This window comes from Stenotrophomonas acidaminiphila, assembly GCF_001431595.1.
Taxonomy (GTDB): domain Bacteria; phylum Pseudomonadota; class Gammaproteobacteria; order Xanthomonadales; family Xanthomonadaceae; genus Stenotrophomonas; species Stenotrophomonas acidaminiphila.
Genome location: NZ_LDJO01000014.1, coordinates 250,394 through 270,231 on the forward strand (window position 1 = coordinate 250,394; position 19,838 = coordinate 270,231).

Genomic DNA, 19,838 nt, shown 5'->3' on the forward strand with positions numbered 1-19,838 from the left:
CACGCCGCGTGCGTGGCCGGCCAGCGGTGTGTGGCGGTTACGGCGGGGCGCCGACGTCGATCCTGCCGTCGATGCCGAACATCTCCAGCACGCCGTTCTCCACCAGCCACCATGGATCGCCGCCCGCTACCGACAGGTCGTCGGGCGGCTGCGCGCCGGGGGCCGGCTGGTAGGCGATCCAGCCATTGCGCCCGGCGGTCTTGGCCCGGTACAGGGCGCGGTCGGCAAGGGTGACCAGTTGCTCCCAGCCCAGCAGCCGCGGATGGCTGGGGAACAGCGGGCATTCGATCAGGCCGACGGAGGCGGTGAGGCGATGCTGCTGGCCATTGCCCAGGTCGAAGCTGTGCGCGGCGATGCGGGTGCACAGGCGCTGGCCCAGCCGCCCCAGGCTGCCACGCGGCAGCGGGCGGAACACCAGCAGGAATTCCTCGCCGCCCCAGCGCGCCACGTAGTCGCCGCTGCGCTTGAGCTCGCCGAGCAGCTGGCCCATCTGTTCCAGTACGCGGTCGCCGGCGGCGTGGCCGTGGGTGTCGTTGATCGACTTGAAATGGTCCACGTCGAGCAGCGCGAACACCACCGCCTCGCTGCCGTTGGCGTAGCCCTCGTCGCGTTCGTAGAACGACAGGTCGGTGGGGATCTGCTGGGTCAGGTAGCGCCGGTTGTGCAGGCCGGTGAGCGGGTCGGTGAAGCTGATGGCCTTCAGCTGCGCGTTGGCCGCCTGCAGGTCGCGGGTACGCTCCTGCACCAGGCGCTCCAGCTGCGCGCGCTGGCGCGCGTAGCGATGCTGCAGGCCGAGGTAGCCCAGCCAGATCAGCCCCGCCAGCCCGAGCATGGCCAGCAGGCGGAATGCGAGGGTTTCGTACAGCCGCCGCGGAATCTCCACCGCGACATGGGCGGCGTTGCGCAACGGTTCGGCCTGGCTGAAGTCGGCGACCTCGAAGGTGTAGTACCCGGGCGGCAGGCTGGCGTAGCTGGCGCTGCGCAGGGTCGGGTTGTCCAGCTCGTGCCAGTCCTTCTCGTAGCCGGCCAGCCGGTAGCGCAGCTGCGGAGCGTGCATCGGCTGGAAGTCGGGCAGGCTGAACTCGAAGCGCAGGTCGCGCGCGTCCAGCGGCAGCTTGAGCGTGCCGTGGCCGGTGGCCAGGCGCCGGCCCTGGACCTGCACGTGGTCGATTCTGATATTGCGCGGCGCGCTGTCGGTGTCCGTGTCCACGTCCACCAGCAGGGTGCCGTCGCGGGTGGGCAGCCACAACCGGCCCTCGCGCAGCACCCCGCGGCTGTTGCCGGCGCCGTTGCAGCACTTGTCCTGCTGTCCGCCGGTGCGGTCGGTGCCGGAATTGATGACGATCTGCGCCGCCAGCGGCTGCCGCGGGTTGGCCAGGGCCCGGTCCAGCGAGGCCAGCGGCAGGCGGTAGACGCCGCGCATGCCGGCGACCCACAGGTCGTTGCCGTTCTGCGCCAGGTGGAATGCGACATTGGCCGGCAGCTCGCGCTCGCGGTCCAGCCAGTGCCAGCCATGGCCGTCATGGACCCGCAGGCTTTCGCCATTGCTGGTGCCCAGTACCCAGCGCCCGTCGCCAAGCTCGAGGAAGGCGGTGACCGGGGTTTCGTCGGACAGTCCGCCGAGCCGGCCGGTAGGCAGGATGCGGCCGTCGCGCCATTCGTACAGGCCCTTGTAGGTGCCCAGCAGGATGCGCCCGTCGCGGGTCTCGTAGACCAGGCGGATGCGCGCATCGGCCAGTCCCTCGCGTTCGCCGTAGCGGGTCAGCTGCTTGCCGTCCTCGAGCAGGAACAGCCCTTGGGTGGTGGCGAACCACAGCCGTCCGGCGCGGTCGCGGACGATGCCGTTGATCTGCGCATCGCGCAGCGGCGCCAGTTCGGCTGGTTGCTCGAGGCGCTCGCCGCGCAGCACCGCGACCCCGGCGCGGGTGCCGATCCAGGTCTGGTCGCGCTCGGGCAGCAGGCTGTAGGCCTCCGGGTGCGGCAGCCGGTTGCCGGCCACGCGACTGGTGAAGCGCCCCTGCCGCCAGACGGCCACGCCGTTGCTGCTGCCGACCCAGATGCCGCCGTCCGGCGCCGCGGCGACCGACCACAGCAGCGGGTCCTGCAGCCCGTCGGCCTGGCTCAGGCGTCGGGTCCAGCCGTTCCACGCCCGGGTCACGCCCTCGACCATGCTGCCCAGCCACAGGTTGCCGTCTCGGTCCTCGAAGATCGCGCGGACGGCGATGGCGCCGGGCGTGTTGTGGATGCGTTCGGGCGGCTGGCCGGGGCGCAGCCGTTCCAGGTATTGCGGCGTGGCCACCCACAGGTTGCCGTCGCGGTCGGCGTGCATCGCTTCGACGGTCAGCACGTCGTCCGGATGCGGGTCCGCCGCCTGCCAACTGCCGTTGCGCAGGCGGAAGAGGCCGTTGCGGGTGCCGGCCCACAGGTCGCCATCGGCGTGTGCCAGCGCGGTCACCGCGGCGGTCCCGGCGGCCGCCGGCAGCGGCAGGGTGCGTACCTTGCCGCCGGCGATGTGGAACACCCGGCCCTGGCCGCCGGCCCACAGCCCGTCCCCGCGCGCCAGCAGGCTCAGCGCCGGATCGGGCAGGGCCTGCACGCGCTGCAGCTTGCCTTCCCGCGGCGTGCAGATGCCCTCCGCGCAGCCGGCCAGGATGCGGCCGTCGAGTTTCAGCAGCGCGCTGGCGGGTGCCGGATGGTCGGCGACGGTGGGGGCGATGGCATGGAAGCGCTGGTCTTCCAGCAGCAGCAGCCCCTGCGCGGTGCCGATCCACAGCCGGTCGTCGTCGTCGGCCAGCAGCGCCAGGATGTTGTTGCCCAGTTCCGGGGCGTCGCGCTGGGTGTAGCGCACGAAGCGCACGCCGTCGAAACGCGCCAGCCCGGTCTGTGTGCCGAACCACAGGTAGCCGGCCGGGTCCTGGGTGATGGCCAGCACGCTGATCTGCGGCAGCCCCTGGTCCACCCCCCACGTATCGGTGACGTAGTCGCGGAAGGGCTTGCCCGTGTCCAGGGCGGCAACAGGCAGGGAAACCGCCAGCAGGAGCAGCAGCCACAGGCGAGCCAACAGTCCGGTGCCGGTTGCCAGTGGCCGGCGCGGGTGGCGGATGATGGATGGATGGTCGATCGAGATTCCCCCTGAATCCCGCACTGCCGTCAGGTTACAACGAAAGCCATAGCGGCCCGGCCCGTGCCCACTTGAATGGAGGCGGTCGCGTTCAGCATTCGATGACGTTGACCGCCAGTCCGCCGCGGCTGGTTTCCTTGTACTTGTCCTGCATGTCGCGGCCGGTGTCGCGCATGGTCTTGATGACCTTGTCCAGGCTGACCTTGTGCTTGCCGTCGCCGCGCATGGCCATGCGTGCGGCGTTGATCGCCTTGACCGCGCCCATGGCGTTGCGCTCGATGCAGGGGATCTGCACCAGCCCGCCGATCGGGTCGCAGGTCAGGCCCAGGTTGTGCTCCATGCCGATCTCGGCGGCGTTCTCGATCTGCCCAGGCTTGCCGCCGAGGGCGGCCATCAGCCCGCCGGCGGCCATCGAACAGGCCACCCCGACTTCGCCCTGGCAGCCGACTTCGGCGCCGGAAATCGAGGCGTTCTCCTTGTACAGGATGCCGATCGCCGCGGCGGTCAGCAGGAAGTCGAACACGCCCTGCTCGTTGCTGCCCGGGCAGAAGCGGTCGTAGTAGTGCAGCACCGCCGGGATGATGCCGGCCGCGCCGTTGGTGGGCGCGGTGACCACGCGGCCACCGGCGGCGTTCTCCTCGTTGACCGCCAGCGCGTACAGGTTGACCCAGTCCAGGGTGGTCAGCGGGTCGCGCATGGCCGCTTCCGGGCGCGCGGACAGTTCGCGGTGCAGCGCCGGGGCGCGGCGGCCCACGTGCAGGCCGCCCGGCAGCGTGCCTTCGGAACGGATGCCGCGCGCCACGCAGGCCTGCATGGCGTCCCAGATCTCGCGCAGGCCGGAGCGGATCTCGTCCTCGCTGCGCCAGCACTTCTCGTTCTCGAACATCAGCGCGGCGATGCTCAGGCCGCTGCGCGCGGCCTGGGCCAGCAGTTCGTCGCCGCTCTTGAACGGATACGGCAGCGGCGTCTGGTCGGGCACGATGCGGTCGTCGGCGGCATCGTCGGCATTGACCACGAAGCCGCCACCGACGGAGTAGTAGTCGCGGGTGGCGATGACCGCGTCGTTGGCGTCGAACGCGGTGAAGCGCATGCCGTTGGTGTGGTACGGCAGCTTCTGGCGCTTGTTCAGGGCCAGGTCGCGCTTCTCGTCGAAGGCGATCTCGTGCTGGCCCATCAGGTTGATGCGCCTGGACGAGCGGATGCGCGCCAGCGTGGCCGGGATCACGTCCGGGTCGATCAGGTTGGGGCGGTGGCCTTCCAGGCCGAGCAGCACGGCGGTGTCGGTGCCGTGGCCGCGGCCGGTCAGGGCCAGCGAGCCGAACACCTCGGCGCGGATGCGGCTGACACTGGCCAGCTGGCCGGGGTCGAGCAGCCAGCGGTGGACGAAACGCTCGGCCGCGCGCATCGGGCCCACGGTGTGCGACGAACTCGGGCCGATGCCGATCTTGAACAGGTCGAACGTGCTGACGGACATTGCGTTGTGCGTGCTGCCTGGAGGAGTGGCTATTCTACGGGTTCGCCGCTGACGGCCCTGCCCGCAGCGCAGCATCGGACCTGGATGGGGTGTGGGGAATGGGCTTGATTCTGTACCAGCGCGACGATTGCCACCTGTGCGACCTGGCGCTGGAGGTGCTGGCACAGGCCCGCGCGCCGGCGTTCGACAGCGTGTTCATCGACGACGACGACGCGCTCGAAATGCGCTACGGCACGCGCGTGCCGGTGCTGCGCGACAGCGCCAGCGGCGCCGAGCTGGAGTGGCCGTTCGATGCCGATGGCGTGTGCCGGTGGTTGCGGTGAGCGTACGCGCCTGCTCGCCACTGCTTGCCGTGCTGGGCATGGCCGCGGCCGGCGCCGGTGCGGCGGACGTGGACCTGGCCAAGGCGCTGCCGGCGGATCGTGCCGGTTTCGCGTGGCAGGGGCGCACCCTGGCGCAGGTGCTGCCGGTGGAAGGCATCGAGCGCCTGGTGCTGTTGAAGGCGGTCACCAGTGCGCCGGCAGGGCTGGACATGCGCAACCTGCGGCGCATGCTGCACGAGGCCGCGGCCATGCCCCTGCAGGCGCCGGTGCAGGGCGAGCGGCAGCCGCTGCAGGCCGGCGGCCCGGACACGGTGTGGGAGGCGGTGCTGCTGATGCGCGACGGCGGGGTGTTCGGCCTGGCCGTGCGTCCCGGCCAGGACGGGCAGGCGCACCGGCATCGCGCCTGCCTGACCGACGCCTCGGGCCGGCGCGGTTGCTTCGACATCCCGGGCCAGGCCCCCGGCTGAGCGCGGTGCCGGGGGCGCGTGCGCTTACTTGGCGCGCAGCACGACCTTGGTGCTGATGGCGGTTTCGTCGGGAATGGTCTTGGTGTCGGCCCAGTCGCCACCGCCGACGCCGAAGTCCAGGCGCTTGACCGTGGCCTTGCCGGTCAGCACCGGCTGCGCGCCGGGCGTCCAGGTGAAGGTGAGGGTGACCGGCTTGCTGACCCCGCGCAGCTGCAGCGTGCCGTCGGCCGCGAACTGGTTCCCGCCCACGGCGCGGAAACCGCTGGCGGTGTAGCGCGCCTGCGCGAACTGGGCGACGTTGAAGAAGTCCTTGCCCTGCAGCGTCGAATCGCGGTCGCTGTTGCCGCTGCGCGCGCCGGCCAGCGGGATGGTGACGTCGAGCTTGCCGGCGGCCGGGTTGGCCGGGTCGAAGCTGAGCTGCGTCTGGAAGCCCGGGAAAGTGCCGGTGAACACCTCGCCGTCGTACTTGGTGGCGAACACCAGGATCGAACCGGGCGCCTGTTCGTAGTCCGCGGCCATGGCCGGGGCGGCGGCCAGCATGCCGGCCAGGGCGGCCGCCACGGCGGCCGGGGTGGTGAGCTTGATGTTCATGCGGATTCCTTCTGTGGGGTATCGAGCCAGCCCTGCGGCAGCATGCGTACAAGCGTGGTGTCGCGCTGCTGGATATGGTGGTAGAAGGCGGCGCCGGCATGCGCCAGCACCACCAGGATCAGCAGCCAGAAGCCCCATTCGTGGAGCGCGTGCGAGAGCTGCGCGGCGCCTTCGTCGGGTGCCACCAGCTTGGGCATTTCCAGCAGTCCGAACAGCTTGAACGGGCGCAGCCCGCTGGCCGAGTCGTACAGCCAGCCCGACAGCGGGATGGCGAGCATCATCGCGTACAGCAGCCAGTGGGTGGCACTGGCGACGCGCTCCTGCCAGCCCGGGGTGCCCGGGACCGGCCGCGGCGCGCCGGCATACAGGCGCCACGCCAGCCGCAACACCACCAGCACCAGCACGGTGATGCCGATCGATTTGTGCGCTGTGTAGACCCAGAAGTACTTCGGCGTCTTGGGCAGCTCGCCCATGAGCAGGCCGACGATGCCCAGGGCGAGGATCAACAGGGCGATCAGCCAGTGCAGGCTCTTGCTGACGCTGCCCCAGCGGTCAGGCGTGTTCTTCAGGCTCATGGACGGGATTCCGGTTGCGGGGAAAGTCGGGTGGCGGCCTCGGCCGCGGCGTGCGTGTCGTCGGCGGCGGCCGGCGCCGGGTCAGTGGCCTCCGGCGCCTTGGCATCGTCGTCGCGTACCGCCTCGGCTTCGATGCGCAGTTCGACGCGGTTGCCGATCACCGACTGCCAGGCGTCGATGCCGAAGTCCGAGCGCTGCACGCTGGCGGTGGCGGAAAACCCGGCGGTGCGGCGGAACGGCGGCAGCGGATGCCGCGCGACCGCGTTGAGGTGGACGTCGAGCACGACCTCGCGGGTGACGCCACGCAGGGTCAGCAGGCCATGCACGCGCGCGTTGCGCGCATCCACCGGCTCGATGCGGGTGGAGACGAAGCGCGCCTGCGGGTAGCGCTGGCCGTCGAGCAGGTTGCGCGCCAGCGTGGCCTGGTTCCACTTGTCGTTGCCCAGGTCGAGCCGGGCGACCGGCACCACCACCTCCAGGCGCGCGCCGGACCAGTCGTCGGGATCGAACTCCAGCACGCCCTCGCTGCCGGACACGGTGCCCAGCGCCTGCGAGAATCCGGCATGTTCGACCGCGAACAGCACCCGCGTATGCACCGGGTCCAGCCGGTAGCGGTCGGCGGCCGGTGCCGACAGCGGCAGCAGGCAGGCCAGCAGCAGGACGAAGGAACGGGGCAAGGGTCGGCTCCGGCGGGGGTTGGGGGATTCTAGGCATATGCCCGTCATGGTTTGTTGCCTGGCGGCGCAATGGATTGTTGCGCGTTTCCTGCTGTGCCGGCCTGGCCAAGTGCCCGCGGCGTGGTGCCGTGGCGGCGCCTGCCGGCGCGGAGCGGCCATCGTGCGGCGCGGATGGTATTTTCCCCGCTGACAGGGAGCGCGACGGGCGACGGATGGGAACCAGGGGCAGCAACGAAACCAGCGGACCGGCACCGGCGTGCACGGCCGCCGCCGCCGTGTGCCTGCCCGCGACCGCGCGCGCGGAGAGCCGGCGATGAGGGCGTGGTGGCGCGGGTTGCTGTGCCTGTTGCTGGTGCTGGGGGCGGCGCAGGCCGCGGCCGAGGTGCCGATCACCCCGCAGCCGCGTCGGCTGGGCGTGGCCGATGGGCTGCCGTCGGCCAACATCAATGCGTTCGCCGAGGACCGGCGCGGCTACATGTGGCTGGCCAGCCACGACGGGCTGGCGCGCTTCGACGGGCGCAGTTTCCGCATCTGGCGCGCCGAGGACGGCCTGCGCGACAACCTGATCTGGAGCCTGCACGTGGACGCCGGCAACCGGCTCTGGTTCGGTACCCAGAACGCGGGCCTGGGAATGCTGTCGGCCGATCGCCGCAGCTTCCGCTTCTTCGACCGCGAGACGTATCCGCAGATCGCCAGCAATACCGTGTGGAGCATCGCCTCCACGCCCGATGGCAGCGTCTGGTTCGGCACCCCGACCGCCGGCCTCTACCGGGTGGCCGTGGACGGCACGCTCCAGCGCTTCATGCCGGTCCCCGGGCAGCCCGACAGCCTGCCGTCGGCGTCCATCGCCTACCTGGCGGTCACCCCGGACGGCGTGCTGTGGGTGGGCAGCAAGGGCGGGCTGGCGCGCTGGACCGGCAGCGGCTTCGAGCGCGAGGGCGAGGCGGTGCTGCCGTCGCCACGGATCAACGGCCTGAAGGTCGACGGCGCCCAGCGGCTCTGGATCGCGACCAACGGCGGGGTGGTGGTGCGCCATCGCGACGGGCGTTTCGAGCGCATGCAGTGGCCCGGTTCGGAGTACGGCCACGTGCTCAACGTGCTGCAGTACGCGAGCGACGGCAACTACTGGCTGGACACGCTGCAGGGCCTGGGCCGCAGCCGCAACGGCGCGGAGGTCAACAACGTGCCGCTGTACAGCGCGCAGGAACGCGGGATGGTCAAGCCCAACTGGAGCACCGCCTACGAGGACCGCGACGGGGGCCTGTGGTTTGCCAGTACCAATGCCGGCCTGTGGCACCTGTCGCCGAACTGGCGGCAGTTCTCGGTGTTGGCGCGGCACCTGGACGATCCGTCCTCGCTGCGCAATCCGTATGCGCTGGCGATGGCCGCCTCCGCTTCCGGCGGCATCTGGGTGGTGGGTACCCGCGGCGCGCTGGACCGGCTCGATCCGGCCAGCGGCGCGGTCGAACACCACCTGCAACCGGTGGACGGCATCCACTGGCCGCAGTCGGTGGCCGAAGACCCGCAGGGCCGGGTCTGGATCGGCAGCCTGGACACGCTGGTGCGCTACGACCCGCGCGGCGGCGCGGTGCGCCGCTGGCAGCATGGCGATGCGGTGGATGCGGCGATGGTCGGCGATGGCGACATCGTGCGGATCTGCGATGGCCAGGTGTGGATCTATTCGGAGGACGGCGGCATCCAGCAGCGCGATGCGCAGGGCCGCGTCATCCTGCACCTGGCGCCGGGCCAGCACGGCCTGCCGCAGGGTGCGCTGCAGGACATGCAGTGCGGACCCGGCAGCGGGGTGTGGCTGTCCGGCGCCACCGGGCTGTTGGCGTGGCAGCCGCAGGCCGGCGCCTTCGCGCCGGTGCCCGGGGGACCGCAGGTACCGGCGCACGCCTTCAACGTCGGCGCCAACGGCACGGTGTGGGTGGCCCTGCTCGGGCGCCTGGAGCGCTACCGCTGGGACGGCGGGCAACTGCACTGGGAGGACGGCATCGGCGCCGACCAGGGCTACCCCATGCTGGCCGCCGGCGGGCTGGTCATCGACGACCGCGGCATTGCCTGGGCGAGCAGCGCGCGCGGCCTGATCCGGGTCGATCCGCAGCGGCGTTCGGTGCGCCTGTATGGCGTGCACGACGGCCTGCCGGGGCAGGAGTTCCGGCGCCGCGGCCTGGTGCAGGCGCGCAGCGGCCAGATTGCCGGCGGCACTCCCGAAGGCGTGGTGCTGTTCGACCCGGCCCAGGTCGGGCCGCCGGCGCGGCGGCCGCCGCTGGTGATCGAGCGGATCAGCGTGCACCGCGGCGACCGCATGCACGACCTCTCCGGGCAGCCGGTGCTGCGGATCAAGGACGGCGATCGCGACCTGCATGTGGTGGCGCGGTTGCTGGCGTTCGCCGACTCCACCAACAACCAGTACCGGTTCCGGCTGAGCGGCTACGACCCGGACTGGGTCAATGCCGGCGCCAGCGGCGAACGCGTGTTCCCGCGCCTGGCGCCGGGCAGCTACACCCTGCAGATCCAGGGCGCGGTACCCGGCGGCGGCTGGATCGCCACCCCCGACGTGCGGATCGAGGTCGCGCCGCCCTGGTGGCGCAGCGGCTGGGCGATGGCCGCCTACGCGCTGGCCGCGGCCCTGGCGCTGGGCATCGCGGTGCTGGCCTACCGCGCGCGCCTGCAGCGGCGCAGTGAATGGCAACTGGCCGAACAGCGGCGCGAACTGGCCGAACAGGCTTCCTCGGCCAAGACCCGCTTCCTGGCCACGTTCGGGCACGAGGTGCGTACGCCGATGACCGGCGTGCTGGGCATGACCGAGCTGCTGCTCGATACCCGGCTGGACGATACCCAGCGCCGCTACGCCGGTTCGATCCAGCAGGCGGGCATCCACCTGCTGCAGCTGGTCAACGATTCGCTCGACCTGGCGCGCATCGAGGCCGGCCGCCTGGAGCTGGACAGCCAGCCGTTCGAGCTGGCGCCGCTGCTGGACGAGGTCGCCGCGCTGATCGCGCCGGTGGTGCGCAAGCGCGGGCTGCTGTTCGTGCAGGAGCCGCGCCTGCCGATGCCGGTGCGGGTGACCGGGGACGCCATGCGCCTGCGCCAGATCCTGATGAACCTGCTCGGCAATGCCGCCAAGTTCACCGGGCATGGCCAGGTCGGGCTGGGGGTGGAGCTGCTGCCGGAAGGCGCCGGCATCCGCCTGCAGGTGAGCGATACCGGCCCGGGCATCACCGCCGAGCAGCAGGCGCGGCTGTTCCGCCGCTTCGAACAGGCCGAAGGGCCGCAGACCGCCTCGCGCTACGGCGGCAGCGGGCTGGGGCTGGCGATCTGCCAGGAACTGGCGGCGGCCATGGGCGGCAGCATCCGCATCGACAGCCGGCTGGGCGCGGGCGCGCGCTTCATCGTCGAGCTGCCGCTGCCGTGGACGCCGCTTGCCGGCCAAGGGCCCGGACCGGCGCGTGCGCCGGGGCACGGCCCGGAAGGCAGCCTGTGCATCCTGCTGGTCGAGGACGACCCGACCGTGGCCGATGTCATCGCCGGCCTGCTGCGCGCGCGCGGCCACCAGGTGGTGCATGCGCTGCATGGCCTGGCGGCGCTGGCCGAAGTGGCGGCGTGGCCGTTCGACATCGGCCTGCTCGACCTGGACCTGCCGGCGCTCGATGGCATGGCGCTGGCGGCGCAGCTGCGTGGCCAGGGCCATCACTTCCCGCTGGTGGCGGTGACCGCGCGTGCCGATGGCGCCGCCGAGCAGCAGGCGCGCGCGGCCGGCTTCGACGGGTTCCTGCGCAAGCCGGTGACCGGCGAGATGCTGGTGGCGGCCATCGCCGCGGCCTGGCGCCCGAAGGGCGCACCGGCGGCGCCGGCCGCGGACTGACTACTCCACCACTTCCTCGACCGCGCGCGGGTGCGGTCGGCTTTCCGGCAACTGCCAGAACACCAGGGTCGAGCTGAGCGTGATCGCGCCGACGCAGACGAACGTGGCGTGCAGCGCGGCACTGGCACCGTGGCCAACGAGATGGGTGCCGAAGGCGGACAGCAGGCTGCCGGCGGCGGCCGCGCCGAAGCCGGTGGCCAGCATCATCACCATCGACAGCAGGCTGTTGCCGCTGCTGGCCTGCCCGGCATCGAGGTCGCGCAGGGTGACCGTGTTCATCACCGTGAACTGCATCGAGTTGAAGGCGCCGAACAATGCCAGCTGCAGCAGTTGCAGCGGCAGCGGCTGTCGTTCGCTGACGAACATGAAGCTGGCCATCGCCAGGCCCACGCACACGGTGTTGATCATCAGGATGCGGCGGTAGCCGAAACGTTCCACCAGGGTCACCGCCATGCGCTTGGCGGCCATGCCGGCCAGTGCCACCGGGATCATCATCATGCCCGCCGTCATCGGGCTCATGCCCAGGCCCACCTGCAGCAGCAGCGGGATCAGCAGGGGCATGGCGCCACTGCCGATGCGCGAGAACAGGTTGCCGAGGATGCCGATGCGGAAGCTGGCGATCCGGAACAGGGTCAGCGGAAACAGCGCATCGCTGCGCCCGGCCGCGTGCAGCCAGTAGCCGGCCAGCGCGGCGATGCCGACCACCGCCAGCAGCAGCACGAGCGCATGCGCCGATCCGAAGCCGGAGGCGCCGTCCAGCGCCAGCGACAGCGCGACCATGCCGAACGCCAGCATCAGGTAGCCGGCCAGATCGAAATGATGCCGTTCCTGGCCGTAGTGGTCGGGCATGATCCGCAGCGCGGCCAACAGCCCGGCCAGCCCGATCGGCAAGTTGATCAGGAAGATCCAGTGCCACGATGCGGCCTGCACCAGCCAGCCGCCCAGTGTCGGCCCCAGCAGCGGACCGACCAGCGCCGGGATCGCGATGAAGCTCATCGCCGACAGGAACTGCTCGCGCGGCACCGAGCGCATCACTGCCAGCCGCCCCACCGGCAGCAGCATCGCGCCACCGATGCCCTGCAGCACGCGCGCGGCCACCAGCCAGTGCAGCGTCGGCGACAGCGCGCAGGCCAGCGAGCCCAGGGTGAACAGCACGATCGCCGCCAGGAACGTGCGGCGGGTGCCGACCCGGTCGGCGATCCAGCCCGAGGCCGGGATGAAGCTGGCCACCGCCAGCGCATAGCTGAATACCACCGACTGCATCTGCAGCGGGCTCTCGCCCAGGCTGCGCGCCATCGCCGGCAACGCGGTGTTGACGATGGTCGAATCCAGCATCTGCATGAAGATCGCCAGCGAGACCAGCCACAGCAGTGGCTTGTGCGGATCAGCGGCGGGCAGTGGGCTGGACGGGGGCGTGGACATCAGGCGCGCTCATGGCCGGGGTGGGGCCGCCATTGTCCGGGTCCGCGCGTGCAGGTACCGCGCACGCGCCGGTGCCGGGGCGCGGCGCCGGGTGTGGATCGGGACGGCCCGGGCGGGCCTGGCCGCGCCCGGGCCGGAGCGCTCAGCGGCGGCTGAGCCGGTGCACGGCGTCCACCAGCACCGCCACGTGCTCGGGGTTCATGTCCGGCGACATGCCGTGGCCCAGGTTGAACACGTGGCCCTCGCGCGAGCCGCCGTTGCCGGCGGCATAGCTGTCCAGCACCTTGCCGGCCTCGCGGGCGATGGCCTCCGGCGAGCCGTACAGCGTGGTCGGGTCCAGGTTGCCCTGCAGCGCGACCTTGCCGGCGGTGGCGCGCGCGGCGTCCTCCAGCGAGATGGTCCAGTCCACGCCCACGCCTTCGGCGCCGGTGGCGGCCAGCTCGGCCACGTACTGGCCGGTACCCTTGCCGAACAGGATCAGCGGCGTGCGCTGCGCGCCCTGGCCGCGTTCCAGCTCATGGGCGATGCGCGCCAGGTAGGGCAGCGAGAATTCGCGGTACATCGCCGGCGACAGCACGCCGCCCCAGGTGTCGAAGACCTGCAGCGCCTGCGCGCCGGCCGCGCGCTGCGCCGCCAGGTAGGCGACGACCGCGTCGGTCACCACCCGCAGCAGCTGGTGCAGCGCCGCCGGTTCGTTCAGCGCCATCGCCTTGATCCGCGCGTAGTCCTTGCTGCCGCCGCCCTCGACCATGTAGCAGGCCAGCGTCCACGGACTGCCGGAGAAGCCGATCAGCGGCACCTTGCCGTCCAGCTCGCGACGGATCAGCCGCACCGCGTCCATCACGTAGCCCAGCTCGGTCTCCATGTCCGGCACCGCCAGCCGGGTGATGGCCGCGGCGTCGCGCACCGGATGGTGGAACTTCGGGCCCTCGCCCTCGGCGAAGTACAGGCCCAGGCCCATCGCGTCGGGCACGGTGAGGATGTCGGAGAACAGGATGGCCGCGTCCAGGTCGAACCGCTGCAACGGCTGCAGCGTCACCTCGCAGGCGACCTCCGGGTGCTTGGCCATCCCCAGGAAGCTGCCGGCGCGGGCGCGGGTGGCGCGGTACTCCGGCAGGTAGCGGCCGGCCTGGCGCATCAGCCAGACGGGCGTGCAGTCCACCGGCTCGCGGCGCAGGGCGCGCAGGAAGCGGTCGTTGCGAAGGGGGCTGGTCACGGAAAACTCCTTGGAACGTGGCCGTTGGGCCGGGGCGGCGCGCATGGCGCCGGGGCCGGTCAGGGGTGCGGCTCGCCGCTGGCGAACACGACCTGGAAACCGCGCTTGATCTGCGCGTCGCGTGCCTTCTCGAAGGCGTGGCGGGCTTCGTCCTGCTGCAGGAACAGCTCGCGGCGCAGCTGCGCGCGGCCGCCGGTCTGCCCGGTCTCGCGCAGCAGCTCCCAGCCGCCGAGCAGGTCCGGCAACAGCGAAAGCTGCACGTAGCGGGGGGATTCGTTGCCGCTGGGCGGCTGCTGCAGGTAGACGCGCATGGTGCTGATTGTAGCCGGCCGCGTCGGGGCCGGGTGGCATTGCCACGCCACCGCCACCGCCACCGCCGGTGCCGGCGCGGCGTCAGCCGGCGCGCAGCACCGCCAGCACCGCCGCCTCGTCCACGTCCGGCACCACTTCGGCCCGGCCGATGCCGCGCCACAGCACCAGGCGCAGGCGCCCGGCGATGTTCTTCTTGTCCAGGCGCATGTGCGCGAGCAGGGCCCCGGGGTCGAGCCCGGCCGGGATCGCCACCGGCAGGCCGTAGGCCCGCAGCAGGTCGCGCAGCCCCTCGGCGGCATCGGCGCCGGCCATGCCCAGCGCGGCCGACAGCCGCGCCGCCAGCACCATGCCCACTGCCACCGCTTCGCCGTGGTTGAGGTTGTCATTGCCCGGCGCGCCGTAGCCCTGCGCGGTCTCGATGGCATGGCCGAAGGTGTGGCCGAGGTTGAGCAGGGCGCGCTCGCCCTTTTCCAGCGGGTCGCGCGCGACGATTTCGGCCTTGTGCTCGCAGCCGCGGGCGATGGCCTGCGCCAGCGCGGCGTCGTCGCCGGCCAGCAGCGCGTCGCGTTCGGCCTGCAGCCACTGGAAGAACAGCGGATCGCGGATGCAGCCGTACTTGATGACCTCGGCCAGCCCGGCGCGCAGTTCGCGCGCGGGCAGGGTGCGCAGCGCGGCGGTGTCGGCGATCACCGCGCGCGGCGGGTGGAACGCGCCGACCAGGTTCTTGCCCTGGGCGATGTCCACCGCGGTCTTGCCGCCGACCGAGGAGTCCACCATCGACAGCAGGGTGGTGGGCAGCTGCACGCAGTCCACGCCGCGCATCCAGCAGGCCGCGGCGAAGCCGGCCAGGTCGCCGACAACGCCGCCGCCCAGCGCCAGCACGCAGGCGTCGCGGGTGGCGCCGAGCGTGGCCAGCGCGTCGATCGCGCCGCCGAAGTGGTGCAGGGTCTTGGATGCTTCGCCGGCGGGAATCAGGTACTGGCCGATCGCCAGGTCCGGGCGCGCCTGCAGCAGCGCGGCGCGCACCCGCGCCAGGTACAGCGGCGCCACGGTGTCGTCGCTGACCAGCAGCACGTGGCGGCCGCGGATGGCGCCGGCCAGCAGGTCGCCCACGCCGAGCAGGCCGGGGCCGATGTGGATCAGGTACGGGCAGTCGCCGCCGACGGCGACGGTGCGGGGGGCATGGCTCATGCGCGGAGTTCCGGGTTCTGCCAGTGCGCGGCCAGGCGCACGACCAGGTGTGCGGTGGCCTCGGCGGGGGAATAGGGATCGGTGTCGACGACCAGGTCGGCGACCTCGTGGTACAGCGGATCGCGCAGCGTGGCCATGGCTTCGAGCACCTGTTCGCGGTCCTCGCGCTGCAGCAGCGGGCGGGTCTTGTCGCGCTGCAGGCGCTGCAGCTGCGCGGCCACGCCCACCCGCAGCCACACCACGAAGCCACGCTGGCGGATCCGCTGGCGGTTGTCGGCATCGAGCACCGCGCCGCCGCCGGTCGAGACCAGCTGCCCGCCACGCTCCAGCAGCCGGGACAGCACGCGCTTTTCGTGTGCGCGGAAACCGGCCTCGCCGACGTTCTCGAAGATGGCCGGGATCGATGAACCCACCTCGTCGACGATGGCCTGGTCGGCATCGACGAACTCCAGCCCGAAACGCTCGGCCAGGCGGCGGCCGATGCAGGTTTTGCCGGCGCCCATTGGGCCGACCAGGATGACGTTGGGGGCGGGATTCATTGCCGGTCGATGCTAGCACCGTGTCGGTGCGTTAACACGGTAGCAGCCAAGCTCGTGGGCACCACGAGTGGTTCGTGGTGCAACCAACGGAGGCGGACATGGCAGTGGCGAAAATCATCGAAGTCAGCGCGTCGTCGAGTGCCAGCGTCGAGGACGCGGTGCGCAGTGGCCTGAAGAAGGTGGCCGAGACGGTCAAGGGCATCCAGGGCGCATGGATCAACGAGACCAAGGTGGTCACCGATGGCGACGGCAACATCACCGAATGGCGGGTCAACCTGCGGGTGACGTTCCTGGTGCAGTAGCCCGCGCTACAGCACGCGGCGTTGCGCATCCAGCGCGATGCTGCGGTCGGCGATGCCCGGCAGGCAGCGCAGCGCCTGCCGGCTGACGCGTTCGTAGAACTGCACGAACCGCTCGACCTGCGCGCGGTTCATGCCGGTGCGCCCGGGTGCGGCCTGCTGCAGCGCCTGCTCCTGCTGCCAGCGCCAGTTGGGTATCACCGAGAAGCCCGGTGGCTGCAGGAACCACAGCCGGTCGCAGCGCTGCCACAGCGCGGGGTAGCCATCGGCCAGCGCCTGGTTGCACCAGCGCCGCCAGGTGCCGTCCGCATCGGCATCGCGCTCCAGCGCGTTCAGCGGCGCGTGCAGGGCGTCGTCGGTTTCCGGTGGCGTGCCCAGGAACCAGCCTTCGAACACCAGCAGGTCCAGGCGCTGGACCGGCTGCCACTGCGCCTGCGGCACGCGCTCGTCGGCGAGCTTGTCGAAGCGCGGCAGCGCGAATGGCCGGCCGCCACGGGCCGCGTCCAGCGTTGCCAGCGCCAGCGGCAGGTCGTGCGTACCCGGCGGGCCGCGCGTGGCCAGCAGCGGATGCACGCGCCCGGCCAGGCGCTGGCGCTCGGCGCGGGTCAGGTAGACATCGTCGATCGACAGCGCCGCGGCGCGCAGCCCGCGCGCCTGCGCCAGCTCCACCACCTGTGCCGCCAGCGTGGATTTGCCGCTGCCCTGCAGGCCGCTGATCGCCAGTACCGGGGTGTCGCCGCCGCTGGCCAGCGCCTCGTCCAGCGCCTGTGCGGCCAGGGCCTGCGGGAAGCGGCGTGCGGAGAAGCGGTGCGGAACGGACGACATGGCGCCACAATAGCCCAAACCCGTGCCGTACGAAGTGGAGCCATGACCGATCTGTACGCAGAAGCGCTTTCGACCTTCGCCGACTTGTTCGAGGAGGCCAAGGCCAGCAATGAAATCGAGCCCGGCGCGATGACCGTGGCCACGGCCGACGTCGATGGCCGGCCATCGGCGCGCACCGTGCTGCTCAAGGCCTTCGACGAACGCGGCTTCGTGTTCTACACCCACCTGGACAGCCGCAAGGGCCGCGAACTGCACGCCAACCGCCAGGCGGCGCTGCTGTTCCTGTGGCGCAGCCTGCGCGCGGCCGGGATCCAGGTGCGGATCGACGGCGATGCGCAGCTGGTGTCCGCGGCCGAGGCCGACGCCTATTTCGCCTCGCGCCCGCGCATGAGCCAGATCGGCGCATGGGCCTCGATGCAGTCGCAGACGCTGGGTTCGCGCGAGGAGTTCGAGGAGCGCCTGCGCAACTTCGAGGCGCGCTTCGAGGGGCGCGACGTGCCGCGCCCGGATGGCTGGAGCGGCATCCGCGTGGTCCCGCAGCGCATCGAGTTCTGGTACGGCGTGAGCTTCCGTCTGCACGAGCGCTGGTGCTACGAGGCCGATGCCGCCGGTGCCTGGAGCAAGCGGCTGCTGTATCCGTGAGCGGCCTGCGCCTGCACCCGGTCTACCGCGTCACCGTGTTCGTGCCGCCGGCGCACCTGCAGGCGCTCAAGCGCGGCATCCTCGCGGTCGACGACCTGGCCGCCGGCGGTTATGCCCACGGCATGTGGGAGTCGGCGCCGGGGCGTGAGCAGTTCCGCGCGCTGCCCGGCACCGCCAGCGTGGTGGGCGAGGTCGGCGAGCTGGTGAGCGAACCGAGCGTGCGGCTGGAGTTCTGCCTTCCGCGCGGAGTGCCGGGCGACCGCGCGCGGCTGCAGCGCGTGCTCGACCAGGGCATCGCCGCGCATCACCCGTGGAACAGCCCGGCGGTGTTCGTCGAGGCGCTGGAGTTCGCCACGCCATGAGCGGACCGCGCCGCATCGTCTGCCTGACCGAGGAGCCGACCGAGACCCTGTACGCACTGGGCGAACAGGACCGCATCGTCGGCATCAGCGGCTTCACCGTACGCCCGCCGCAGGCGCGCCGCGACAAACCCAAGGTCAGCGCCTTCACCAGCGCCAAGGTGGAGGAGATCCTCGCGCTGCGGCCGGACCTGGCGATCGGATTCTCCGACATCCAGGCCGACATCGCCGCCGAGCTGATCCGCCGCGGGGTGGAGGTGTGGATCGCCAACCACCGCAGCGTGGCCGGCATCCTCGACTACATCCGCCGGCTCGGCGCGCTGGTCGGCGTGGCCGCGCGCGCCGACGCCTATGCCGGCGAACTGCAGCGCGGGCTGGACGCCATCGCCGCACAGGCGGCGCGGCTGCCGCGGCGGCCACGGGTGTATGTGGAGGAGTGGGACGAGCCGATCATCACCGGCATCCAGTGGGGTGCGGAGCTGGTGGAGATCGCCGGTGGCATCGACGTCTTCCCCGAGCTGTCGCGCGAGCCGCTGGCCAGGGCGCGGATCCTCGCCGATGGCGCGCCGGTGATCGCGCGCGACCCGGAAATCATCATCGGTTCGTGGTGCGGCAAGAAGTTCCGCCCCGAACGCGTGGCCGCACGCCCGGGCTGGGCGGCGATCCGCGCGGTGCGCGACGGCGAGCTGCATGAGATCAAGTCGCCGCTGATCCTGCAGCCGGGGCCGGCGGCACTGACCGATGGCGTGCAGGCCATCGCCGCCATCATCCAGCGCTGGGCGCAGCGGTAGCGCGTCCGCCGGGCAGCGATCCCATGCCGTTGTCGGGCGTGGGCCGGCAGGCGCGCCCGGCGTCGTGGCAGCTACTGGCGTGCGCCCACCGCGCGTGAGCGCGCCGCCGCCGGATGCGCGGCGCGCAGGCCGGGCTCAGGGCAGGCTGCCGGCGCGCTCGGCCGCGAGCCGTGTTTCCAGGTTGGCGCGGCCCGTGTCGGCGTAGCGGCGGCAGGCGCCGGAATCGACCAGCGGCGCACCATCGCTGCCCTGCATGCGCGCGAACAGGTTGCTGGCCAGCGGGTGCGGGGTGATCTGGATGTCGCAGGGCAGGGCGGCGAGGGTGTCCAGGCCGCGGCGGAAGGCGGCGACCATCGCCGGATGATCGCCGTAGCGGTACTCCCGGTCGGAGAGCGCGCTGACGCTGTCGGTATAGGCCATGTCCAGGCAGCGCGTGCCCTCGCAGGCGCGCCAGGTCCAGCTGGTGCCGCCGGGGGTGTGCCCGGGGGTCGCGTGCGGGGTGAGGACCAGGGCGCCGACCCGCACCGGCTGGCCATCGTCGAGCGCGCGCACCACCGGTACCGCCGGGAAGCCGGTCTCGAACTCCAGCTGCTGCGGATCGCTGCGCCCGCTCACCCCGGTACGCAGGGTGGGGACGGCCGGCGCGCGCGCCAGCAATGGCGCCCCGGTCACGCCCTGCAGGTAGGCCAGGCCCGCCGCATGGTCATGGTGTTCATGCGAGTTGAGCAGGTACTTCACGTCGCCGGGGTCGAAGCCCAGGGCGCGGATGTTGGCGTCGATCAACGGTCCGGCCGGTGCGGTGGCGCCATCGATGAGGACGTGGCCCTGGTCGGAGGTGACCAGCAGGGCGGTCAGGCCGCAGGTGCCCACGTACCAGGTGTTGCCGAAGATGCGGCGCGGCGGCGCGCGCTCGTTCCAGCCGTCCATGGCGCTGTCGCTGGCCGCGCAGGCCGGTACGTCGGTGCCGCGGGTGGCCGTGGGCGCAGGCGCGGCAGGCACGGGCGTGGCGACCGCAGTGGCCGGCACGGCGTCCTGCGGGGCGTGGCAGGCGGCCAGCAGGACGAGGCCGAGGACGGGTGTGGCAAGGCGGCAGGGCCGCCGCGGGGCTGGGCGCATGGCTGGCATCGGCATGGGGCAACAGGT

At 72.0% G+C, this 19,838-nt stretch carries 19 protein-coding genes; 7 read left to right on the top strand and 12 right to left on the bottom strand.

All coding sequences use genetic code 11. The features are described 5' to 3' along the window. Positions 1 to 37: 37 nt before the first annotated feature. Together ABB33_RS04575 and ABB33_RS04580 are read right to left on the bottom strand one after the other, a co-directional pair. Positions 38 to 3,061, bottom strand: a complete 3,024-nt coding sequence (locus ABB33_RS04575; protein ID WP_152984959.1) for a ligand-binding sensor domain-containing diguanylate cyclase — start codon at positions 3,059 to 3,061, stop codon at positions 38 to 40. 151 nt (positions 3,062 to 3,212) lie between these two features. Then, positions 3,213 to 4,595, bottom strand: a complete 1,383-nt coding sequence (locus ABB33_RS04580; RefSeq protein ID WP_056931307.1) for an L-serine ammonia-lyase — start codon at positions 4,593 to 4,595, stop codon at positions 3,213 to 3,215. A 98-nt stretch (positions 4,596 to 4,693) separates the two neighbouring features. Between ABB33_RS04580 and ABB33_RS04585 the strand changes: the two genes are divergently transcribed. Then, positions 4,694 to 4,918, top strand: a complete 225-nt coding sequence (locus tag ABB33_RS04585; RefSeq protein WP_056931308.1) for a glutaredoxin family protein — start codon at positions 4,694 to 4,696, stop codon at positions 4,916 to 4,918. After that, positions 4,915 to 5,385 carry a hypothetical protein gene (locus ABB33_RS04590; RefSeq protein ID WP_054667074.1) on the top strand — a complete coding sequence of 157 codons (471 nt, stop codon included), beginning with the start codon at positions 4,915 to 4,917 and terminating at the stop codon, positions 5,383 to 5,385. Before ABB33_RS04585 ends, ABB33_RS04590 begins: the two co-directional genes overlap by 4 nt. A gap of 24 nt (positions 5,386 to 5,409) precedes the next feature. Here ABB33_RS04590 and ABB33_RS04595 read toward each other — a convergent pair whose 3' ends face one another. From ABB33_RS04595 to ABB33_RS04605, 3 genes are read right to left on the bottom strand one after another with little or no spacing between them, the layout of a single operon-like run. Continuing rightward, positions 5,410 to 5,976 carry a YceI family protein gene (locus ABB33_RS04595; protein WP_054667072.1) on the bottom strand — a complete coding sequence of 189 codons (567 nt, stop codon included), beginning with the start codon at positions 5,974 to 5,976 and terminating at the stop codon, positions 5,410 to 5,412. Then, positions 5,973 to 6,551, bottom strand: a complete 579-nt coding sequence (locus ABB33_RS04600; RefSeq protein WP_056931310.1) for a cytochrome b — start codon at positions 6,549 to 6,551, stop codon at positions 5,973 to 5,975. Before ABB33_RS04600 ends, ABB33_RS04595 begins: the two co-directional genes overlap by 4 nt. Then, entirely contained in the window at positions 6,548 to 7,276 is a 729-nt protein-coding gene (locus ABB33_RS04605; RefSeq protein ID WP_082594983.1) for a YceI family protein, read from the bottom strand. Before ABB33_RS04605 ends, ABB33_RS04600 begins: the two co-directional genes overlap by 4 nt. A gap of 265 nt (positions 7,277 to 7,541) precedes the next feature. Between ABB33_RS04605 and ABB33_RS04610 the strand changes: the two genes are divergently transcribed. After that, the gene (locus ABB33_RS04610) at positions 7,542 to 11,099 is read left to right on the top strand and encodes a hybrid sensor histidine kinase/response regulator (RefSeq protein WP_056931312.1); all 3,558 of its coding nucleotides are present in this window, start codon (positions 7,542 to 7,544) and stop codon (positions 11,097 to 11,099) included. On the opposite strand, the gene mdtD is transcribed toward ABB33_RS04610, so the two are convergent. The 5 genes from mdtD to ABB33_RS04635 all read right to left on the bottom strand — a co-directional run bounded on the left by mdtD (position 11,100) and on the right by ABB33_RS04635 (position 15,779). Beyond that, positions 11,100 to 12,521: a multidrug transporter subunit MdtD gene (gene mdtD, locus ABB33_RS04615; protein WP_056931313.1), complete on the bottom strand. Its 1,422-nt coding sequence runs from the start codon at positions 12,519 to 12,521 to the stop codon at positions 11,100 to 11,102. Positions 12,522 to 12,663: 142 nt separating this feature from the next. Beyond that, positions 12,664 to 13,737 (bottom strand): uroporphyrinogen decarboxylase, encoded by a 1,074-nt coding sequence (gene hemE / locus ABB33_RS04620; protein WP_232522650.1) that lies wholly within the window; start codon positions 13,735 to 13,737, stop codon positions 12,664 to 12,666. 59 nt (positions 13,738 to 13,796) lie between these two features. Further along, positions 13,797 to 14,048 (bottom strand): WGR domain-containing protein, encoded by a 252-nt coding sequence (locus tag ABB33_RS04625; protein ID WP_054667062.1) that lies wholly within the window; start codon positions 14,046 to 14,048, stop codon positions 13,797 to 13,799. Positions 14,049 to 14,130: 82 nt separating this feature from the next. Continuing rightward, the gene (aroB, locus tag ABB33_RS04630) at positions 14,131 to 15,240 is read right to left on the bottom strand and encodes a 3-dehydroquinate synthase (protein WP_056931315.1); all 1,110 of its coding nucleotides are present in this window, start codon (positions 15,238 to 15,240) and stop codon (positions 14,131 to 14,133) included. Next, entirely contained in the window at positions 15,237 to 15,779 is a 543-nt protein-coding gene (locus ABB33_RS04635; protein WP_056931316.1) for a shikimate kinase, read from the bottom strand. The genes aroB and ABB33_RS04635 overlap by 4 nt, the downstream gene beginning before the upstream one ends. A gap of 98 nt (positions 15,780 to 15,877) precedes the next feature. Here ABB33_RS04635 and ABB33_RS04640 point away from each other — a divergent pair, with 98 nt between their 5' ends. Then, the gene (locus tag ABB33_RS04640; RefSeq protein ID WP_054667057.1) at positions 15,878 to 16,081 is read left to right on the top strand and encodes a dodecin family protein; all 204 of its coding nucleotides are present in this window, start codon (positions 15,878 to 15,880) and stop codon (positions 16,079 to 16,081) included. A gap of 6 nt (positions 16,082 to 16,087) precedes the next feature. On the opposite strand, the gene ABB33_RS04645 is transcribed toward ABB33_RS04640, so the two are convergent. Next, positions 16,088 to 16,903 carry a kinase gene (locus ABB33_RS04645; RefSeq protein WP_056931317.1) on the bottom strand — a complete coding sequence of 272 codons (816 nt, stop codon included), beginning with the start codon at positions 16,901 to 16,903 and terminating at the stop codon, positions 16,088 to 16,090. A 42-nt stretch (positions 16,904 to 16,945) separates the two neighbouring features. Between ABB33_RS04645 and pdxH the strand changes: the two genes are divergently transcribed. The 3 genes from pdxH to ABB33_RS04660 are packed head-to-tail and all read left to right on the top strand — an operon-like array spanning position 16,946 to position 18,695. Continuing rightward, on the top strand, positions 16,946 to 17,545 hold the full coding sequence (gene pdxH, locus ABB33_RS04650) for a pyridoxamine 5'-phosphate oxidase (RefSeq protein WP_054667053.1): 600 nt from the start codon (positions 16,946 to 16,948) through the stop codon (positions 17,543 to 17,545). Next, positions 17,542 to 17,907 carry a YqfO family protein gene (locus ABB33_RS04655; protein ID WP_225546637.1) on the top strand — a complete coding sequence of 122 codons (366 nt, stop codon included), beginning with the start codon at positions 17,542 to 17,544 and terminating at the stop codon, positions 17,905 to 17,907. The genes pdxH and ABB33_RS04655 overlap by 4 nt, the downstream gene beginning before the upstream one ends. After that, entirely contained in the window at positions 17,904 to 18,695 is a 792-nt protein-coding gene (locus ABB33_RS04660; protein ID WP_054667052.1) for a cobalamin-binding protein, read from the top strand. The genes ABB33_RS04655 and ABB33_RS04660 overlap by 4 nt, the downstream gene beginning before the upstream one ends. Before the next feature lie 135 nt (positions 18,696 to 18,830). On the opposite strand, the gene bla is transcribed toward ABB33_RS04660, so the two are convergent. After that, positions 18,831 to 19,811, bottom strand: coding sequence for a subclass B3 metallo-beta-lactamase (bla, locus tag ABB33_RS04665; protein ID WP_082594984.1), 981 nt, complete (start codon positions 19,809 to 19,811; stop codon positions 18,831 to 18,833). Between the last annotated feature and the right edge of the window lie 27 nt (positions 19,812 to 19,838).